Annotated in this window: 19 protein-coding genes and 1 tRNA gene; 12 read left to right on the plus strand and 8 right to left on the minus strand. The window is 61.2% G+C overall.

Annotated features, from left to right (window positions below; translation table 11 throughout):
- Nucleotides 1-192 precede the first annotated feature (192 nt).
- Nucleotides 193-2,373: an excinuclease ABC subunit UvrB gene (gene uvrB, locus ACP15N_RS12600; protein WP_425092656.1), complete on the minus strand. Its 2,181-nt coding sequence runs from the start codon at nucleotides 2,371-2,373 to the stop codon at nucleotides 193-195.
- A 524-nt stretch (nucleotides 2,374-2,897) separates the two neighbouring features.
- On the opposite strand from uvrB, the gene ACP15N_RS12605 reads away from it, so the two are divergent.
- Together ACP15N_RS12605 and ACP15N_RS12610 are read left to right on the plus strand one after the other, a co-directional pair.
- A complete protein-coding gene (locus ACP15N_RS12605; protein WP_425092657.1) occupies nucleotides 2,898-3,209 on the plus strand; it encodes an ETC complex I subunit in 312 nt (103 codons plus the stop codon).
- Nucleotides 3,210-3,322: 113 nt separating this feature from the next.
- Nucleotides 3,323-3,676 (plus strand): GNAT family N-acetyltransferase, encoded by a 354-nt coding sequence (locus ACP15N_RS12610; RefSeq protein ID WP_425092658.1) that lies wholly within the window; start codon nucleotides 3,323-3,325, stop codon nucleotides 3,674-3,676.
- A gap of 29 nt (nucleotides 3,677-3,705) precedes the next feature.
- On the opposite strand, the gene ACP15N_RS12615 is transcribed toward ACP15N_RS12610, so the two are convergent.
- From ACP15N_RS12615 to ACP15N_RS12630, 4 genes are all read right to left on the minus strand, one after another.
- Nucleotides 3,706-3,782 (minus strand) — tRNA-Arg (locus tag ACP15N_RS12615).
- Between the two features lie 117 nt (nucleotides 3,783-3,899).
- Complete coding sequence (locus ACP15N_RS12620) at nucleotides 3,900-4,343, minus strand: hypothetical protein (RefSeq protein WP_425092659.1); 444 nt, start codon at nucleotides 4,341-4,343, stop codon at nucleotides 3,900-3,902.
- A 23-nt stretch (nucleotides 4,344-4,366) separates the two neighbouring features.
- Nucleotides 4,367-4,930: a hypothetical protein gene (locus ACP15N_RS12625; RefSeq protein WP_425092660.1), complete on the minus strand. Its 564-nt coding sequence runs from the start codon at nucleotides 4,928-4,930 to the stop codon at nucleotides 4,367-4,369.
- Nucleotides 4,927-6,816: a glycerophosphodiester phosphodiesterase family protein gene (locus ACP15N_RS12630; protein WP_425092661.1), complete on the minus strand. Its 1,890-nt coding sequence runs from the start codon at nucleotides 6,814-6,816 to the stop codon at nucleotides 4,927-4,929. Before ACP15N_RS12630 ends, ACP15N_RS12625 begins: the two co-directional genes overlap by 4 nt.
- Before the next feature lie 125 nt (nucleotides 6,817-6,941).
- Here ACP15N_RS12630 and ACP15N_RS12635 point away from each other — a divergent pair, with 125 nt between their 5' ends.
- The 6 genes from ACP15N_RS12635 to ACP15N_RS12660 all read left to right on the plus strand — a co-directional run bounded on the left by ACP15N_RS12635 (nucleotide 6,942) and on the right by ACP15N_RS12660 (nucleotide 11,143).
- Nucleotides 6,942-7,727 (plus strand): hypothetical protein, encoded by a 786-nt coding sequence (locus tag ACP15N_RS12635; protein WP_425092662.1) that lies wholly within the window; start codon nucleotides 6,942-6,944, stop codon nucleotides 7,725-7,727.
- A 3-nt stretch (nucleotides 7,728-7,730) separates the two neighbouring features.
- Nucleotides 7,731-8,780: an autotransporter outer membrane beta-barrel domain-containing protein gene (locus ACP15N_RS12640; protein ID WP_425092663.1), complete on the plus strand. Its 1,050-nt coding sequence runs from the start codon at nucleotides 7,731-7,733 to the stop codon at nucleotides 8,778-8,780.
- A gap of 36 nt (nucleotides 8,781-8,816) precedes the next feature.
- Complete coding sequence (locus ACP15N_RS12645; RefSeq protein ID WP_425092664.1) at nucleotides 8,817-9,455, plus strand: hypothetical protein; 639 nt, start codon at nucleotides 8,817-8,819, stop codon at nucleotides 9,453-9,455.
- A gap of 85 nt (nucleotides 9,456-9,540) precedes the next feature.
- Nucleotides 9,541-10,404 (plus strand): glutathione-dependent disulfide-bond oxidoreductase, encoded by an 864-nt coding sequence (gene yghU, locus ACP15N_RS12650; protein ID WP_425092665.1) that lies wholly within the window; start codon nucleotides 9,541-9,543, stop codon nucleotides 10,402-10,404.
- Entirely contained in the window at nucleotides 10,343-10,633 is a 291-nt protein-coding gene (locus ACP15N_RS12655) for a DUF3253 domain-containing protein (protein WP_425092666.1), read from the plus strand. Before yghU ends, ACP15N_RS12655 begins: the two co-directional genes overlap by 62 nt.
- Before the next feature lie 54 nt (nucleotides 10,634-10,687).
- A complete protein-coding gene (locus ACP15N_RS12660; RefSeq protein ID WP_425092667.1) occupies nucleotides 10,688-11,143 on the plus strand; it encodes a hypothetical protein in 456 nt (151 codons plus the stop codon).
- 9 nt (nucleotides 11,144-11,152) lie between these two features.
- Here ACP15N_RS12660 and ACP15N_RS12665 read toward each other — a convergent pair whose 3' ends face one another.
- Complete coding sequence (locus tag ACP15N_RS12665; protein ID WP_425092668.1) at nucleotides 11,153-13,336, minus strand: primosomal protein N'; 2,184 nt, start codon at nucleotides 13,334-13,336, stop codon at nucleotides 11,153-11,155.
- A gap of 81 nt (nucleotides 13,337-13,417) precedes the next feature.
- On the opposite strand from ACP15N_RS12665, the gene fsa reads away from it, so the two are divergent.
- The 3 genes from fsa to ACP15N_RS12680 all read left to right on the plus strand — a co-directional run bounded on the left by fsa (nucleotide 13,418) and on the right by ACP15N_RS12680 (nucleotide 15,763).
- Nucleotides 13,418-14,071: a fructose-6-phosphate aldolase gene (fsa, locus tag ACP15N_RS12670; RefSeq protein ID WP_425092669.1), complete on the plus strand. Its 654-nt coding sequence runs from the start codon at nucleotides 13,418-13,420 to the stop codon at nucleotides 14,069-14,071.
- Nucleotides 14,072-14,132: 61 nt separating this feature from the next.
- Complete coding sequence (locus tag ACP15N_RS12675; protein WP_425092670.1) at nucleotides 14,133-14,840, plus strand: DUF484 family protein; 708 nt, start codon at nucleotides 14,133-14,135, stop codon at nucleotides 14,838-14,840.
- Entirely contained in the window at nucleotides 14,837-15,763 is a 927-nt protein-coding gene (locus tag ACP15N_RS12680; RefSeq protein ID WP_425092671.1) for a tyrosine recombinase XerC, read from the plus strand. Before ACP15N_RS12675 ends, ACP15N_RS12680 begins: the two co-directional genes overlap by 4 nt.
- A 22-nt stretch (nucleotides 15,764-15,785) precedes the next feature.
- Here the strand turns inward: ACP15N_RS12680 and ACP15N_RS12685 are convergent, their stop codons facing one another.
- Nucleotides 15,786-16,244, minus strand: a complete 459-nt coding sequence (locus ACP15N_RS12685; RefSeq protein WP_425092672.1) for a MarR family winged helix-turn-helix transcriptional regulator — start codon at nucleotides 16,242-16,244, stop codon at nucleotides 15,786-15,788.
- Nucleotides 16,245-16,349: 105 nt separating this feature from the next.
- On the opposite strand from ACP15N_RS12685, the gene ACP15N_RS12690 reads away from it, so the two are divergent.
- Complete coding sequence (locus ACP15N_RS12690) at nucleotides 16,350-16,799, plus strand: hypothetical protein (RefSeq protein WP_425092673.1); 450 nt, start codon at nucleotides 16,350-16,352, stop codon at nucleotides 16,797-16,799.
- 7 nt (nucleotides 16,800-16,806) lie between these two features.
- On the opposite strand, the gene ACP15N_RS12695 is transcribed toward ACP15N_RS12690, so the two are convergent.
- Nucleotides 16,807-17,871, minus strand: coding sequence for a YeeE/YedE family protein (locus ACP15N_RS12695; RefSeq protein ID WP_425092674.1), 1,065 nt, complete (start codon nucleotides 17,869-17,871; stop codon nucleotides 16,807-16,809).
- Between the last annotated feature and the right edge of the window lie 30 nt (nucleotides 17,872-17,901).

Raw genomic sequence — 17,901 nt, forward strand, 5'->3', positions numbered from 1 at the left:
GAAGCCTCAGCAAAGCGCTGTCGTTGTAAGCTGACAAGAGTTATGTGGGCTTGATGCTAGGGTTCATAGCTTCAGCCATAAGAACGCGGGCATTCGCCTGTTTTTCAGGCGTTGCCAGTTTCGCTTTACGCGTTCAGAGAATGCTGCCGAGTGTGGATCAGCCGAGCATGTCCAAGCGACGGCATCGGAAGTCTAGTTTTTACGCCGCCGCTTCACATTCCCTCCACGCTGCCCCGGGCGTCCCGCAGTTGACCGCCCTTGCGCCTTAACGGCTGCATCGCTTGCGGCCTGCACCGCTGACTGACGCGCGAGCGGATCGTCTGCGACGGCCAGATCCACGGCCTCCAGCCGTTTGACCTCATCCCTGAGCCGAGCGGCTTCTTCGAACTCGAGGTTCTCGGCGGCTTTGCGCATCTCCTCGCGCAACCCGTCCAGATGGGCCTGCAGGTTTGCGCCGATCATGGGTTTGTCGACTTTCGCGGTCACGCGGTTCATGTCCACGTCGCCTTGGTAGAGGCCAGCCAGAACATCTTCGACGTTTTTCTTGACCGTCTCGGGAGTAATCCCGTGTTCTTCGTTATAGGCGATCTGCTTGGCACGGCGGCGGTCGGTTTCGGCCATCGCGCGTTCCATCGAGCCGGTGATCTTGTCGGCATACATGATCACGCGCCCATCGGCGTTCCGCGCTGCCCGCCCGATAGTCTGGACAAGAGAGGTTTCGGAGCGCAGGAAACCTTCCTTATCCGCGTCAAGAATGGCCACCAGCCCGCATTCGGGAATATCCAAACCCTCGCGCAGAAGGTTGATCCCGATCAGCACGTCGAACGCGCCGAGGCGCAGGTCGCGCAGGATCTCGATGCGCTCCAGTGTGTCGATGTCCGAGTGCATGTAGCGGACCTTGATGCCCTGTTCATGCATGTATTCGGTCAGGTCCTCGGCCATGCGCTTGGTCAGCGTCGTCACAAGCGTGCGGAACCCGTCGGCGGCCACCTTGCGCACTTCATCCAGCAGGTCATCCACCTGCATCTCCACCGGGCGAATTTCCACCTTGGGGTCCAGAAGGCCCGTGGGGCGGATGACCTGTTCGGTGAACACGCCGCCGGTTTGTTCCAATTCCCAGGCGGCGGGGGTTGCGGATACAAAGACCGATTGCGGGCGCATCGCATCCCATTCCTCGAACTTGAGCGGGCGGTTGTCCATGCAGGAGGGCAGGCGGAAGCCATGTTCCGCCAGCGTGAACTTGCGCCGGTAGTCGCCCTTGTACATGCCGCCGATCTGCGGGACAGAGACATGGCTTTCGTCTGCAAAGACGATAGCGTTGTCGGGGATGTATTCAAACAGGGTGGGGGGCGGTTCGCCGGGTGCGCGGCCCGTCAGATAGCGGGAATAGTTCTCGATCCCGTTGCAAACACCGGTCGCCTCCAGCATCTCGATATCGAAATTTGTGCGTTGCTCCAGGCGCTGCGCTTCCAAGAGTTTGCCTTCCGCGACCAGTTGGTCGAGCCGCATGCGCAGCTCTTTCTTGATGCTGATGATGGCCTGCTGCATCGTTGGGCGCGGTGTCACGTAGTGCGAATTGGCGTAAATACGGATCCGCTCCAGCGTGCCGGTCTTCTCTCCGGTCAGCGGGTCGAATTCCGTGATCGTTTCGAGCTCTTCTCCGAAGAACGAGAATTTAAGCGCGCGGTCCTCAAGGTGGGCCGGCCAGACCTCCAGACTGTCGCCGCGCACCCGGAAACTGCCCCGCTGAAATGCGGCGTCATTCCTGCGGTATTGCTGGGCCACCAGATCGGCCATGACCTTGCGCTGGTCGTATTCCTTGCCCGCGATCAGGTCCTGGGTCATGGCCCCATAGGTTTCGACAGACCCGATACCGTAGATGCACGAGACCGAGGCGACGATAATCACGTCGTCGCGTTCCAGAAGTGCCCGCGTTGCAGAGTGCCGCATACGGTCAATCTGCTCGTTAATCTGGCTTTCCTTCTCGATATACGTGTCGGAGCGGGCGACATAAGCTTCTGGCTGGTAATAGTCGTAGTAGCTGACGAAGTATTCGACCGCGTTGTCCGGGAAAAAGCCTTTGAACTCCCCGTAAAGCTGTGCCGCAAGGGTCTTGTTCGGGGCGAGGATGATTGCCGGGCGCTGCGTTTCCTCGATCACCTTGGCCATTGTGAAGGTCTTGCCGGTACCGGTTGCGCCCAGCAGAACCTGGTCGCGCTCGCCATCGCGGACACCTTGCGCCAACTCGGTGATTGCTGTCGGCTGATCACCCGCCGGGGCAAAGCTGGTTTCCATACGGAACGTCTGGCCGCCTTCAAGCTTGTCGCGTGTCCGAACGTCCGGGGCGGCGGCGTGGAGAATGGGCTGATTCATCGAACTGTCCTCTGCTTCCCCTAAGATGCGTGCCTTGGGCGCGGGAACAAGGCCCGACTCAGCTTGCTATTGAAGAACCGATCGGTCCAAACGCGGCAAGATCAGCGCCACACAGCTTGATTTGGGTCAAACCGGTTCGGGGTCTCGGCTTGTGTGACACGCTAGACCATGGTCGTAGGAATTGTAACGGAATTCTGAAAAGTCGTAAAAAAATCAAAGGTTTGATTTTTTTGTAGCTTTCAAGTCGGGCGTCATGCACAAGTTTTACGTGAGAAAACATTTGGCAATGTGCCAATGATGTCGGTAGCCTTATCTTGCAAGCAGCAAAGGCTGTCGGTCGGTTCCGTACCACCCACCCCACCCCTCGCTCCCTCGGAGCTGATCGGCAGTCGCTTCGCACCTCCCCACCAAAGCGCTTTAGGCCGGTCTTGTCGCGACTGATTTGCGTCCGTCGGTCGCATCGTGCGTTCTTGCCTCCACCGAGAGGTTCAGCGATACAGGGACGCAACCTTTGGAGGTCCGACATGCAAGCGCGTATTTATCAACCGGCCCGCACCGCCATGTCATCCGGTCAGGCCAAAACGCATCATTGGGTGTTGGAATACGCCCCCGCGGCCCCGCGCGAACTGGACCCGTTGATGGGGTGGACCGGATCGGCGGATACGCAAGCGCAGATCAAGCTGACCTTTGCCACCAAGGAAGCGGCGCTGGCCTACGCGAAAGAGCATGGGATCGAGGCAATTGTGACCGAGCCGAAAAAGCGCAAGGCCAATATTCGGCCGGGCGGCTACGGGGACAACTTCGCCACGAACCGTCGGCGCGCCTGGACTCATTGAACCACCCTCTGACGTTTTCACAGTTACATACGATTGATCCGTCGGCGGATGCCTTGCTGGCGCGCCATCACGCCTTGATGCGCGCGACTTCCCCGGCGGAGAGTTGTCATGTCATGACCGCAGCCGAGTTGCGAGCCTCTGGCGCGCGGGTGTTCTGCGGACGTGACCGGGCGGGTGAGGTTCTTGCCATCGGAGCGTTTCTTCCCTTGGCAGACGGGGCTGCGGAACTGAAGTCCATGCACTGCCACGACACCCTGCGCGGGCGCGGCGCGGGAAGGGCCCTTTTGGCGTATCTGACAGCGCAGGCGAAGCAGTCCGGTTATCAAACGCTGTGGCTGGAAACCGGAACGGCGGACCTGTTTGCGCCGGCCAGGGCGCTTTACAAGAGTGTCGGGTTTGTCGAGTGCGCGCCGTTTGGTTCATATGTTGCCGACCCGCTCAGCACCTTCATGAGGTGCGAAATCTGAGATCGGAGCGACGGTAGCGGCGCAGGTGGTGGCGATCCCGGGAGGACTCGAACCCCCAACATCCTGATTAGAAGTCAGGTGCTCTATCCAGTTGAGCTACGGGACCACTTTGCCCGGTTCTACTCCAGACTTTCGGGACTGCAAAGCGCAGAAATCGGGTCACGCCGCCCTGCGTCTGTCCGGTTGAGACGCTGCACCATCCCCCCGTGCGACGCTATGCATTTCAGGTATCCGGGGCTTTGCAGTCGGCAAGCTTGGTGAGCCCGCCAGTCGCCCTATCCAACGCGTGGTCCAGAGCGGCAATCATGAGGGTTTCGGGGGCAGAGGTGATCCCGTCGACTCTGTCGGCAATCTCGGTCAGACGGGCCTCCAGCCCGGCAATCCTGGCGAGCGCACCTTGTGAAAGGTCAGCCGTCCCAGTCCTCTCGAGGTCACGCAACGCGGTCAGTTCCGCGCGCAAGGCAGCGCTCTCTGCCGAAAGGACCTGAACATCCGTGCGCAGCGGCGTGATACCGGTGAGCGTCTCTGTCAACTGAGTTGAGATATCCGCGAAGCTCTGAACAAGCTGCCAGGCCAGAAACAGGCACACGGCCAAAAGCAGCAGCGTGGCGTTCAGAAGCGCGAGCGCGAGGTTCTTCAGGGTTCCCGGCAAACTGCGTTCGGCCATCGGCCTCTCCTTTGTTTTATGGGTCAGGGCAAAGACGGCAGGCATTGCGGATAGCCGTACCCCCAGCGCCAAGGCAGCCCCGTGCAGGGACCGCCGCCGAAGCGCACCGCATTGAACATCGCGTCCGCGATGGTCCGGTAGGCCAGTTCAACCTGATCTGGGGTGGCGTCATAACGCGCGGCCATCTTATCGAGGTTTGTTTCGCCGTGCGCGCGGACGCAGCTTCGCAGTTCCTCGTCCGCCTTCAGCCGCGCGTCGAAGCTCGCGTCCGGCGACCCTGCGCCATCCGCATCGTGGTACCGGCGGTCATGTGCGACGCAGCATGCCTCCCATGGGGGGCGCCCTTCATGGGCGTCCGCAAAGCCGGGAAAGATGTCTGCCACCACCGCCCATGTTGACGATAGCCCGCCGCTGCATCCATCCGTTGTAAACGGTTCGAGAACGGTTTCGGGCGCTTTGATCGTCCTCTGGAGCCCGCGGTGTGCAGGCAATTCGAACGTGCGCTGCAATGCGCCGAAGGAAGTTTCCTGATCCGCCTGCGCCACTGTCGGCAAGCAGCAAACAACCGCGAATAATAACGTTCTCATGGGCGCAGCTCCTCAGGTGCATCCAGGTCGAAAGCCACACCGATCCTGTCACCGACCGCCAGCAACAGCCTTTCGATCGTGTTGAGCGAGGCACGATGCGCGATCACACGTCGCGCCAGTGCGGGATCATCGGTGATCAGCCCGTCAACACCGAGCGTGATCATGCGCATCATCGAAACCGGATCATTGACAGTCCAGACATACACGTCCTTTCCAGCCGCGTCGGCGCGCTGGACCAGACGCGTCGTGGCCTGTCCGGTATTCACCGCAAGGAAATTGCCGTCGAGCCCGCTAAGGTCCCCGACGGCGGTGGCCGCCAGAACGCCTGTGCGCCAGTCCGGTCGCAGCGACAGCATTTTCTGAACCGCAGGGTATTTCAGCGACATCGTGGCAATCTGGTCCGCCATGCCCGCCGCTTCGACCTCGGCAATGACCCGGTTCTCAAGATCGACATCATGCCCGTAATACTTCAATTCGATGATGACTTTGGCGCGGTCCTTGGCAGTTGCCAGAACCTGTTCGAGTGTCGGGACGCGTTCGTCTGCATAGGCTGGGTCGAACCAGCTGCCTATGTCGATATCCGCCAACTCGGCTGCGGTAACGTCCCAGACTTTTGTGGGCACGCGTGCGGCTTTCATGAAATCACTGTCGTGGGCGATAATCACCTCGCCATCGGCGCTTTCCTGGACGTCGATCTCCACCCAGTCGGCGCCGTCCTCGATGGCCTTCTCCACGGCCGCCAGTGTGTTCTCGGGGCGCAAGGCAGCAGCGCCGCGGTGGCCGATCACCTCCACCTGCGCGTCGCTGCGCACGTTTTCAAGAAGGACCCCGCCGGTTCCAAGGCTGGCGATCGACAGGATGGCAAGCCCGCCGACGACAAGGTTCGGCACCGAGAACAGAGGGACCGGATCTGCCTGGCCGTGGTGGTCTTCGTAGCTCGTGCGGCCGATCTGCGCGCGCTCGAACTCATCGTTGAGGATATCGGCCAGAACCCCGTTCGCGATGGCGTTCAGAACCGTGTTGGCGAGCGACCACAGAACGCCGACCGCGATCATTGATCCGGTCAAAAGGCGCAACCGGTTGCCCGCCAGATCAGGTAACTCGGCCAGCGCGAAACCTGCGACGGCCGCGATCGCAGCGGCAATCAGACCGCGAACCGCGAGCCAGGTCAGCACGCGCATCACAAGGTTCTTGCGGTGCCCCTCCATCCGGTCCCGGCTTGCGAGGAACGATGCCCGTGCACTGCTGCGTTCGAACAGCGTCAAATGCATCGCTATGGCCCAGCCGGAGAACCGGTGCAGCAACAGAGCCGCCAGAACGGTGAGCAGCCCTCCAATCAACACAACCGCGATCAGAAAGCTGGGTGGGCGCGCGGTCAGATAGTAGTTGATGTCGTACTCGCGAAGCAGGAGCAGGGCGATTGCCCCGGCCATCGCCAGAAAGGGCGCGGCGAGCAATGCAACCCGCGCAAGAAAAGCAAGAGCGAAGCGAACGAGCGGACCGATGGATCGCAGAATGAACCGTGTGGCGGTCTGAAGGGCGTGTACGGGGCGCGAGTGACCCTGATGCAGCAGCGTTGTCATAACTGCCACATCCAGCACGGCGGCAATCACCAACAGGGAGACTACGGCAATCCCCGCCAGCAGACCTGCCGGTGTCAGGAGAAACCGGGCAATGTCCTGATCCGTCATGGCGGCCTGATCGCCGAAGCTCAAAGACAAGGCCAGCAGGGCGCCGATCAATGGCACAAGGATGGCTGCGATCACGAGGCGAATGAAAAGGTGTACGGTCAGAAACGGGAGCCAGCGGGCAAATGCCTCTTGGAAGCGAATTCGGATTTCTCTCAGCACGGCTGACGGTCCTTCGGTGAGCGGTAGGTCAGTCATATCGCCGGTAAAGTCGTCTTGTCATTGCCTTTCGTGGTGCGGCCGGGATGTTGCTTTTTCGCTTGCAGGTTGCGACGATACCGGTCAGCGGACCTCACCCGCGATCAATGAACAGGACAAGAGATATGTTCAAGACACTTGCAGGATCAACGGCATGTGCGTTGTGGGCGACTGCCGCATTTGCAAATTCGGCCGTGCTTCAGTCCGGCGGTGACTGGTCGCAAGACCTGACACTGTACCTTTTCACACCTTTCGAGACGTCCGGAACCTCGACCGTCGCAGGGGCAGAGGCCGATGTCGACCTCGACCTCGGTGATGTTCTGGACATCCTCAATTTCGGGGCATCCTTGCGCTACGAAGCCTGGCAGAATGATTTCGGCCTTATTGTCGACGGCAACTACGTGGACCTTTCCGCGAATGGTTCCGGGCCGGCGGGGATGGTTGTGGCAGACGTGGACTCGCGCCAGTGGTGGCTCGGGTTGCTGGCCGGTTATCGCGCCAGTTCCGGAGTTCTGGCAAACGGCGCCCGCTATTCTTTCGATGTGCAGGGTGGCGTGCGCTACAACAGCCTGAAACAGGAAATCAGCCTGTCCGGAGGCCCGGGGCCCGGCCTGACGCTGGGGGGAACGGAAACCTGGTGGGAGCCGGTCATCGGCGCCCGTTACGTCTGGGAAATCAATGATCGTTGGACTGGGGGCGCGCTTGTGGATGCGGGTGGCTTCGGGGTGAATGACAGCGACCTGCAATGGAGCGCCACACTTGGCGCGGACTACGCGCTGAGCGACACCAGTGCATTGAAGGTGGGCGTACGCTACTACAGCATCGACTTCGAGACGGAGCGGTCCGATGGGACGTTCGCCTATGATGTGACGCAGGTTGGCCCATTCGTCGGGTACACCTTCCGTTTCTGACCCTTGGCGACGGTCTTTCCATTGCTGCGTGACACTGTCCGGCGCGGCCTTTCGGCGATGCTCTGCTCCACCTACGCCATTGGCGGCGCGGCAGCGCAGGGGGCTAGCCCCGACATCCCGGAGGCAGACGGCATCCTGCCGTCCCTGTCGGCTCTTTGGGTGATCCCTGAAAGGTTGCGTCTCAGATACCCTGACGCAGTCGAAACACCTGAAGACCAGATTGAGTATGACCGTCGTTTTCCGCTCAGGGCACAGGATGCGATCGACCGGGGGTTCAGCCTGCCACAGCCCTATGGACTGAGTATCATGGGTATCGACAACCGGCAGGAACAGAGCATTTCGAACCTTGCGGTGGCGCTTGGACGGGCCACGCCGCCACCGCCAGGGACTGACCTTGTGTCCATTCCCTTCGTCACCCTGGAGAACGTGATCAGCGATACCGACTCGGTTTCCGTCAAGGGCGACGTCTGGGTTCTGCCCAACATCAACGTTTTCGCCACGCTGGCCCAGGTAGACGGAAATGTGGATCTCGACGTGGTCGTTGACCCGGCGGACGTGTTGCCACCTGCTTTGTGCCCGCCCTTCAATCCGTGCGATCCGGTCCGGGCGACGTTCCGCGCCGGCGTGGACACGCTGGCTGTCACACTAGGGGCAACGGCCGTCTATGGATGGGGCAATTGGTTTACCAGCGGAACACTCTCCGCTACCGCGTCGTTCGGCGAGAACGCAGAGACCACAATCCGGTCCTACAACGCCGGTGCACGGCTGGGAAGGCGCTGGTCCTACGGCCAGGGCAACATCGCGGCCCCCTATGTCGGTTTGAATTACTTCGTTCTGGATCAGACAGTGGAGGGTGTGACGCGCTTGAACGATGCCTTTCCGAACGGCGACAGTCTGGAAGTACGTTACAGGGCCGACGTTCAGAACATAGACCGGTGGGCGGTCGCGCTGGGTTTGAACCTGGGGTTCATCCAGGGGTATTCCCTGACCGGAGAATACAGTTACAGCGCGAACAGCGATCGCTTCCTGTTGTCCGCCAGCTACAGGTTTTGAGCGCGCCGTTCCGTTCAAGCCGTACGAAGGAAACGTATGAGAACCCATTTTATCGCAACGATGATCACAGGCGCGGTTGTGTTTCTGCCGCTTTTTGCCCTGGTTTTCGTGGTGGCAAAGGCAGTGGCCACCCTCCGCCCATTTCTCGAACCGGTTGTTGCGAGGCTCGGAGTGGATCGCGTGATCGGAGTTGTTCTTGTCGTGGGCATGTGCCTACTGGTTTTGGTCCTCGGAATATATCTTCTGGGGCTGCTGTCGCGGGCGACCGGCCTGTCGCGGTACCTGACCGGGTTGGACCGCGCGATGGCCCGCGGGGTTCCAGGTTACACGATCGTGAAAAGCTACCTCGGCGGCGCGTCCGGAGATGATGATCTGATGCACGGCTTTCGCCCCGTCATCGCAGAACTTGGTGACACCGCGCGTTTGGGTTTCGAAGTGGACCGCCTGTCCGATGGACGTGTCGTGCTTTTTCTGCCCGATGCCCCCAACCCACAGTCCGGTCGGGCAGTGGTCGTATCGCCGGAGGTCGTATCCCATTTGGCCATCGCGCCGCGCAAGTTGTCGGAAGTGCTGAGTTTTCATGGCCGCGGCTTGGAATTGGAAATGGCGCAACCCCTGCGCGATCAACAAGCCGGCGCCGGCGCCGCCGGACGGGCAGGCAAAGACGGCGCCTGACCGGGTTGAAGCGCGCAAAACCTCGCCTGTCAGTTGGGCAGCCACGGTTCCCGCACTACCTGTGCCCTAACCGAAGGAGACCCCGATGAGCACCACCCCAAGCTACACGCCCCCGAACGTCTGGACATGGGATCAGCAGAGTGGCGGCAAGTTTGCCTCTATAAATCGTCCGATCGCCGGAGCGACACACGACAAGGATTTGCCCGTCGGCAAACATCCCTTCCAGCTCTATTCGCTGGCGACCCCGAACGGGGTGAAAGTGACGGTCCTGCTCGAAGAGCTTCTGGCTGCCGGACATGACGCTGAATATGATGCATGGCTGATCAAGATCGGCGATGGCGACCAGTTCGGGTCCGGGTTTGTCGATGTAAACCCGAACTCCAAGATCCCCGCCTTGATGGACCACTCGGGCGCTGAACCCGTGCGCGTGTTCGAAAGCGGGGCGATTCTGTTGCATCTCGCGGAGAAGTTTGACGCTTTTCTCAGCCATGATGCCCGGCCCGAGATGCTCAGCTGGTTGTTCTGGCAGATGGGCAGCGCGCCTTACCTCGGCGGAGGTTTCGGCCATTTCTATGCATATGCGCCAGAGCCCATGGAGTACCCGATCAACCGTTTCTCGATGGAGGCGAAACGCCAGCTCGATGTCCTGGACCGGCGCCTTGCGGAAAGCGAGTGGCTGGCGGGCGACACCTACACAATTGCCGATATCGCGGTGTGGTCATGGTACGGTCAATTGGTTCTGGGGCGCCTCTACGATGCCGCAGAGTTTCTTGATGTCGAGAGCTACACGAACGTCGTGGGCTGGGCCAACCGCATCGACGCACGCGCGGCTGTTCAGCGTGGTCGCATGGTGAACAGGACCTTTGGCGAGCCATCCATGCAGCTGCATGAACGTCACAGTGCGGCGGATTTCGAGACACGCACACAGGACAAGATTGCGGCCGAGTGACACAAGGATCGCCGAAGTCCTTCTTGCTCTTGCCGAGCAAAGGGGGGCAGGGCGTACATTTTGCCCCTCAGAAGCCGCGCGTGCCCTTGCAGAGGACTGGCGCCCCTTGATGCCAGAGGTGCGTCGCGTGGGCTCAGAAATTGGGCTTGTTGCAACTCAAAGAGGCAAAGAGGTCGACGCCAAAACAGCAAAAGGGCCAATCAGGTTATCAAAACGTAAATTGCCATGAGAGGGTTACAACTTTCTGGTATGCTGCATGCGCAAATACACTCAGGAGGTGAAGATGACCTTGCCGGAAACGATCGTGATCCTCTTGGCCGGATATTACGCGGCCTTTGCCCTTTCCTGGATGAAAGGACCACGCCGGGGCGCGCGTGTTGGTTCAGAGACGCTCGTGATCCTTCTGGGCGGCGTTGTCACTGCGATGATCTTTGCCACGGGAAAATCGGTTGCGGGCCTGGCCGGGGCAGGGGCAATGGCGTTCATTCTGGTACTGGTGGCCCTTCCGCTCGCCTTCATCGTGCTCGGTGCCTGCGCCGGTGCCGCCATCGGGCGGCTCAAGCGGCAGGTCGTGTGGTGGAAACCCGCGGCTGCGATGGCGATCCTTGCCCCTGTGCTTGCGATGATGTGGCTGACCGCAATGGTACAGGATCAGGCGGTGGCCGAAACGGCATCAACTGCCGAAAGGGCAGGTGGGTCTCAATTGGGTCAACCCGTTGCCTTGCAGGCCACGTGGTAGAGATGCGGCCTAGAAGAAACTCTGTGGGTCTATGTCGACAGCAAGGCGCAGATCGCGCGGCAGCTTGATCTGTGCAACCCATTTTGCCAGTGCCGGTTGCAACGGCGTCGTCTTTGCAGCCTTCACCAATAGTCTGATGCGATGCCGCCCACGTACGCGGGCAATCGGCGCTGGCGCGGGGCCGTACACCTGAGCTCCGACAGCTTGCAGCGGCCCGTCCGCCCGCGCAAGCGCGTTGCCAACATCGAAAACGGCCTGCAAGTCGGGCGAAGACAGGATGATCCCCGCAAGCCGTCCGAACGGTGGCATGCCTGCGGCTTGTCGCTCTCGGGCTTCGGCTGTCCAGAACGCCTCCTCGTCGCCGGACAGGATGGATCGGATAACGGGATGTTCGGGCTGAAATGTTTGCAGTAGCGCTTCGCCGGGTTTTTCGGCACGCCCCGCACGGCCGGCGACCTGTCGCATCAGTTGGAACGTTCGCTCGGCAGCGCGCAGGTCTGATCCCTGCAGACCCAGATCTGCATCCACGACACCCACCAGCGTCAGCAGCGGAAAATTGTGCCCTTTCGCGACAAGCTGGGTCCCGATGATGATATCCGCAGCGCCTTCGGTAATCTCGGCGATCTGGGCCTTAAGCGCACGCGCTGATCCGAACAGGTCCGACGAAAGAACCGCAATCCGCGCGTCGGGGAAGGCGGCTGCGGCTTCTTCTGCCACACGCTCCACCCCCGGGCCGACGGGCGCGAGTTTGCCCTCGGCGGCGCAGGACGGGCATTTGTCGGGGATGGCTTTGGTCGCCCCGCATTGATGGCACATCAATCGTTTCTGGAACCTGTGTTCGACCATGCGCGCGTCGCAGTCATCACATCCGATCTGGTGCCCGCAAGCCCTGCACAGGGTCACGGGCGCATAGCCGCGTCGGTTCAGAAAAAACAGTGTCTGCTCGCCGGCCTTGAGCCGGGCACTCGTTGCCGCCCGCAACGCGGGAGAGAGCCACTGGTTGGCGGGCATGTCCTGACCGCGCAGGTCAATCGCGCGCATCTCTGGAAGTTCCGCATCGCCAAAGCGGGAGGTCAGCGTCAGCTTGCCATACTTGCCCTGTTCTGCGTTCACCCAAGTTTCCAGCGACGGCGTGGCGGAGGCCAGAACGACTTGTGCAGAGCAAATCGACGCGCGCAGCACGGCCATGTCCCGCGCATTGTAAAGCACCCCATCCTCTTGCTTGTAGGACGTATCGTGTTCCTCATCGACGACGATCAGGCCCAGATCGCGAAAAGGCAGGAACAGGGCGGATCTGGCCCCGACAACGAACTGGGCCCCGCCCTCGGCGACCATGCGCCAGCACCGGCGGCGTTCCGTCATTGTCACACCGGAATGCCATTCTGCGGGCCGCGCGCCGAACCGGGCCTCCACGCGGGCCAGGAACTCGGCAGAGAGCGCGATTTCCGGGAGCAGAACCAGAGCCTGCCGCCCTTGGGCGAGACAGGCGGCGACGGCTTCGAGATAGACTTCCGTTTTCCCGGATCCGGTCACGCCCTTCAGCAGCGTGGTCCCGTAGGCTTGCGCCTCGATTGCGTGGATAAGCGTACCACTGGCCACTTCCTGATCAGCCGTCAGCGGCTTGCCCGCCCGGGTCACATCAAGCGGCGCGTAGGGCAGGTCGCGCGGACTGTCTTGCTCCAGGATGGCCCCGGCCTTTACCAGCCCCTTGATCACCGAGGGTGTCACCCCGGCGGCCTGTGCCAGTTCCGCTTGCGTGACGGGGGCATCGTCGTAGTCGACCAGCGCATCCATCACAGCTGTCCGCGCGTCGGTCATGCGGGCGGGTTCCCCATGCCCACGGACGAGCACCTTGCGCATCCCCGGGGCGTCGCCCAACCCCGGCGCGCGCGTGGCCAGCCGCAGCATCGCCGACAGGGGCGTCAGCGTGTAAGCTCCCGCGCGGGTCAGGAATTCCACCATCTCCTCGCGCATCGGGGGGACATCCAGAACACGGTGGATTGCGCGCACCTTGGCCGGGTCCCATCCGCCCGCAGCTCGGCCCCAGACCACGCCGACGACACGGCGCGGGCCCAACGGCACTTCGACGAAATCGCCGAGGCTGCATCCGCCTTCGGGCGCGCGGTAGTCAAGGGTGCGATCAAGCGGTTGGGTCGTGAGAACGCCCAACAACTCTCCCGCTTCAAACCGCATCGCGACCACCCTTTCCCCGCTAACCCCCATGCGATAAGAGACCGCCAAACTGTCCTCAACCCCTTTGCAGGAGTTCTCCCCGTGAAATTCTTCGTCGATACCGCAGATGTGGCCGCCATCGCAGAACTGAACGACCTCGGCATGGTCGACGGAGTGACGACAAACCCGTCGCTTATCCTTAAGTCTGGCCGCGATATCCTGGAGGTCACGAAAGAAATCTGTGACATGGTCGACGGACCCGTCAGCGCCGAGGTGGTGGCGACCGACGCAGACGAGATGATCGCGGAGGGTCGCAAGCTGGCCGAGATCGCGCCCAACATCGCCGTGAAGGTGCCTTTGACATGGGCGGGTCTGAAAACCTGCAAAACGCTCACGGATGCTGGCACGATGGTGAATGTCACGCTGTGTTTTTCGGCCAATCAGGCGCTGATTGCGGCGAAGGCCGGAGCCACGTTCATCTCGCCGTTCATTGGGCGGCTGGACGATATCAATCTCGACGGGATGGAGTTGATTGCCGATATCCGCGCGATCTACGACAATTACGGGTATGAGACGAACATCCTGGCAGCCTCGATCCGCTCCGCCAACCATATGAAGGACGCGGCCCTCATCGGGGCGGATGTCGCGACGGCCCCTCCGGGCGTGATCAAGGCGATGGCCAACCACGTGCTCACGGACAAGGGTCTGGCACAATTTCTGTCCGACTGGGAAAAGACTGGCCAGAAGATTCTGTGATCGTGTATGCTGCTGCGCAAAACAACAAGAGTTGCGAGATTTGAGCAGGAACCCGAATAAGATGCGCGAAGCCGCTGAAATTCTGCATGATCTGAAGGATCGGATCATGGCGGAACCCGACATGATTCTGGATGATCCGGAGGTTATGCGCGCCCTCGTTCATGCCGATGAGCGCAAAATGGGAACCAATATCGTCGATTTGCGCGGTATTGCGATGGAAAAGCTCGAAGCACGGCTCGACCGGCTTGAGGATACCCATCGCAGTGTGATCGCAGCGGCGTATGAAAACCTCGCTGGCACGAACCAGATCCACCGGGCCATCCTGAGCGTGCTCGAACCGGTGGAATTTACCGCGTTCATGCAGAACCTGGGGGGCGAGGTGGCGGACCTGCTGCACGTGGACGCGGTGCGTCTCGTTTTGGAAAGTCACGACGCCGCCCCGGATCCGGTGCTCGCGCAACTCGACGAAGTTTTGAAGGTCGTGGAATTCGGTGGGATTGATCGGATGACCGGCAGTTCCAGCAATATGCCGACGCGCAAGGTGACACTGCAAACGGCTTCGCCTGAAACGGCGATCCTGTACGGGGCTGCCGCGCCGCATATCGGGTCCGAAGCGCTCTTGAAGCTCGATTTCGGCGAGGCGCGTTTGCCCGGTCTTCTGGCACTTGGCTCCGAAGATCCCGAACATTTCCGCCCCAATCAGGGTACCGATCTCTTGACCTTCTTTGCGGGGGTGACTGAACGCGCCATCCTGCGCTGGATCGCGTGACAGAGACCCAACTGACCGATCAGACCCATGCCGTGCTGGAGGCGTGGCTGGACAGGATGCGTGCGCTGCAGGCGGCGTCCGAAGCGACGATTTCCGCTTACCGCCGGGATGTGTCCGGATTTCTCGGGTTTCTGACGCGCTATCGCGGTGAGACCGGGGGCACGGCGATGCTCAAATCAGTGACCCAGACAGAGATGCGTGCGTGGATGGCCGACGCGCGCAAACAGGGGCTCAGCGCGCGGTCGTTGGCCCGGGCGCTGTCGGCAGTCAAGACATTCTTCCGCTGGCTGGGCGAGCGGGACGGCTTCGAGCCCACAGCCGTTCTGGCCGCGCGCAGCCCGAAATACACCCGGAAACTGCCGCGCCCGTTGGCCGAAGATGCCGCCCAAGCCATGATTGACCGGGTGGAGATGCAGGCCAAGGACGGGTGGGTCGCGGCGCGTGACGTGGCGGTGGTGACCCTGCTGTATGGCTGCGGCTTGCGCATTTCCGAGGCGCTTGGTCTGACCGGTGCGGATGCACCTCTGCCGGAGGTGCTGCGTATTCGCGGCAAGGGCGACAAGGAACGTCTCGTGCCTGTTCTTCCCGCCGCGCGTAAGGCCGTAGACCAGTACTTGGCACTTTGCCCCCACCCACAAGAGGCTGACGCGCCGCTGTTTCGCGGGGTGCGGGGCGGGGCTTTGAACTCCCGGCTTATTGCCAAGGTGATGGAGCAGGCAAGGCTTCAGCTAGGCTTGCCATCTACGGCAACGCCGCATGCCTTGCGCCATTCCTTTGCGACCCATTTGCTGAGCGCGGGCGGCGATTTGCGGGCTATTCAGGAACTACTGGGCCATGCCTCTCTGTCGACGACGCAGGCCTACACGGCGGTCGATACCTCGCGACTGATGGACGTTTACCGAAACGCCCATCCCAAGGCCTGAGGCAAGGCGCGGCTTATTCGGATCAGCTTTGTGCCCGTCCGGGTGGCGGAACCACTCGCCTCAGCAGGGTTTCAAGTACGGCATGGTCCTCTGCCGCCAGAGGGCCAAGTATCTCTCCTATTGTTTCGGCGAGGACGACCTGTAGCTGTTCCACCATGTGCTGGCCCGTGTCGGTCAGCGCCACGACGACAACGCGGCCATCGTCTTCGGCGGTCTGGCGCTTGATCATCCCCTTGGTCTCAAGCGATTTCAGCGCGCGCGTGATCTGGGATTTGTCGCGGGCAAGATGCGTCACAAGCGCATGGATCGGTGTTGGCTGAAGCTCTTCGATGGTCAGCAGGATCATGCTTCCGCCGGGTCCGATGTTGTCTTTGTCAAACTCTGGCGCGCGACTGTGCAGCCCTGCGTGGATGCGTCGGAAAAGACGATCCACAAGTTGGGCGATGCGAATATCCGAAGCGCCGGTAAAATTGGTTGACATGGTCCACTTTCTTGCAGATTGTTGACTTAATCAACTTTTATCATGGTCATCTTCCGAGACCCAATCACGGTCGTTGCGCGACCGCCACCACAAAGGATCGTTTCCATGTCCCAGCGCGCAAGGCTCATGCTGAAGATCTCTGCTGTTTTGTGGGTTATCTGGGGTTTGGTCCATGCCTTTGCAGGTGGCGTGGTCTTGCTCAGTGATGCGGCCGGCGGCTTTCAGGCAATTGCCGACGCAGTCCCGTCGCAGGAATTGGCGCACGACTATCCCGGAGCCGTGGGTGGCATTCTGAACCAGCATGGTTGGAACCTTGCGTGGTTCGGCGTGGCAACGATCATCGGCGCGATATTCATCTGGAAGTCCAACATGACCGCCATCTGGGTAACAGGCATGGTCGGCGGTCTTGCGGATCTGGGGTACCTGTTTTTCGTCGATGTTCCGGGCTACGTGAATTTCTTTCCCGGAACGGTGATGACCTTAGTTTCCGGTTCCGCGATTGCGTTGAGTTTCTGGGTTTGGCTACGGGAAAAGCCCGCAGCACCCGCGCCATAGACATGGCTCAGATGCGAGCGGTGTTCAGCCCGCGCTGGTCAACCAGATAGTCGGTGATCATGGCGCCGATCCACATGCAGGTCAGCGCGAGCCAGGCCGTACCGGCAAAAATAGAGCCGCCGGTGACGCCAGCTCCGATGGCGCACCCGCCGGCAAGCATACCGCCAAAGCCCATCAACGCCGCACCGATCATCGACCGTGTCATCGGGGCGGCCCCGTCGAACCCCTGCCATTTCAACTCACCGCCTGCCCACGCAGCCAGAAATGCCCCGACGAAGACACCGGGCACCAGACCGATATCGAATTCAAGCACCGGGTTCGGTTCAAGAAAGAACAAGAGCGTGTTCGCGGAAGGTCCCGTGAATGTCGCGCTTTCGATTGGGACAGGATCAAAGGCAACTTGCGATAAGGCAAATGTCAGCACCCACCCGAGAGCGACGGCGAACCCGACGCCCGACGCCATGAACAGTCGTTTTGCCCCGATCTGATTACGGCGGGAGAGCTCAAGCGCGATAAGCGCGAGCACAAGTCCCAAGACCAGTCCGCTTGCCTCCGGAACCCCAAGCGCATTCAGAAGATTCATGTTGGTTCCTCCGGAGGTGATCCAGAGCGACGCAAGCATGTCTCGCATCGGGGCCAGGACACCCTGAAGTGCCATGATTGCAAACACCGCAAAGATCAGGCCCGAGACCACAGATCGAAGGTTCCCTGTGGCCGCCAGGACCAGCAGCCGCCCGGAGCACCCGCGCGCAAGGACCATTCCGACGCCGAACATCAGCCCACCGATGATCGCCCCCGACCAGGATCCAGGCACCGCCATCATACGTGCATCCTCCACCCGCATCAGCCCGGTCAGGGCCGCGCCCTGCACCCAGACTAGGGCGGTGGAAAAGCACAACAACCAGACCGCCATGCGGTCCCCAAGACTGCCACGTGCGAACTCAACCGCCGCTGCGCGCAGGCAAAAGCGCGAGCGTTGGGCCGCGATTCCGAACACGATGCCCGTGATCAGCCCGAACACGGCTGCTGTGGGGCCCTCGCCGATCCGTTCCACAAGGGGGAGTATGTCCATCCCGCGCGCCTCCATTCACGAAGTTGAATG

The sequence above is a fragment of the Tropicimonas sp. S265A genome (assembly GCF_049800835.1).
GTDB lineage: Bacteria > Pseudomonadota > Alphaproteobacteria > Rhodobacterales > Rhodobacteraceae > Dinoroseobacter.

What these genes read in the sequence shown, in the direction of transcription:
- ACP15N_RS12630 (WP_425092661.1), bottom strand. Translation starts at nt 6,816, where the DNA reads ATGACTGACCTACCGCTCACCGAAGGACCGTCAGCCGTGCTGAGAGAA.
- ACP15N_RS12685 (WP_425092672.1), bottom strand. Translation starts at nt 16,244, where the DNA reads ATGTCAACCAATTTTACCGGCGCTTCGGATATTCGCATCGCCCAACTT.
- ACP15N_RS12660 (WP_425092667.1), top strand. Translation starts at nt 10,688, where the DNA reads ATGACCTTGCCGGAAACGATCGTGATCCTCTTGGCCGGATATTACGCG.
- ACP15N_RS12645 (WP_425092664.1), top strand. Translation starts at nt 8,817, where the DNA reads ATGAGAACCCATTTTATCGCAACGATGATCACAGGCGCGGTTGTGTTT.
- yghU (WP_425092665.1), top strand. Translation starts at nt 9,541, where the DNA reads ATGAGCACCACCCCAAGCTACACGCCCCCGAACGTCTGGACATGGGAT.
- ACP15N_RS12605 (WP_425092657.1), top strand. Translation starts at nt 2,898, where the DNA reads ATGCAAGCGCGTATTTATCAACCGGCCCGCACCGCCATGTCATCCGGT.
- ACP15N_RS12690 (WP_425092673.1), top strand. Translation starts at nt 16,350, where the DNA reads ATGTCCCAGCGCGCAAGGCTCATGCTGAAGATCTCTGCTGTTTTGTGG.
- ACP15N_RS12675 (WP_425092670.1), top strand. Translation starts at nt 14,133, where the DNA reads ATGCGCGAAGCCGCTGAAATTCTGCATGATCTGAAGGATCGGATCATG.
- ACP15N_RS12610 (WP_425092658.1), top strand. Translation starts at nt 3,323, where the DNA reads ATGACCGCAGCCGAGTTGCGAGCCTCTGGCGCGCGGGTGTTCTGCGGA.
- ACP15N_RS12625 (WP_425092660.1), bottom strand. Translation starts at nt 4,930, where the DNA reads ATGAGAACGTTATTATTCGCGGTTGTTTGCTGCTTGCCGACAGTGGCG.
- ACP15N_RS12620 (WP_425092659.1), bottom strand. Translation starts at nt 4,343, where the DNA reads ATGGCCGAACGCAGTTTGCCGGGAACCCTGAAGAACCTCGCGCTCGCG.
- ACP15N_RS12665 (WP_425092668.1), bottom strand. Translation starts at nt 13,336, where the DNA reads ATGCGGTTTGAAGCGGGAGAGTTGTTGGGCGTTCTCACGACCCAACCG.
- ACP15N_RS12695 (WP_425092674.1), bottom strand. Translation starts at nt 17,871, where the DNA reads ATGGACATACTCCCCCTTGTGGAACGGATCGGCGAGGGCCCCACAGCA.
- ACP15N_RS12655 (WP_425092666.1), top strand. Translation starts at nt 10,343, where the DNA reads ATGAACGTCACAGTGCGGCGGATTTCGAGACACGCACACAGGACAAGA.
- uvrB (WP_425092656.1), bottom strand. Translation starts at nt 2,373, where the DNA reads ATGAATCAGCCCATTCTCCACGCCGCCGCCCCGGACGTTCGGACACGC.
- ACP15N_RS12635 (WP_425092662.1), top strand. Translation starts at nt 6,942, where the DNA reads ATGTTCAAGACACTTGCAGGATCAACGGCATGTGCGTTGTGGGCGACT.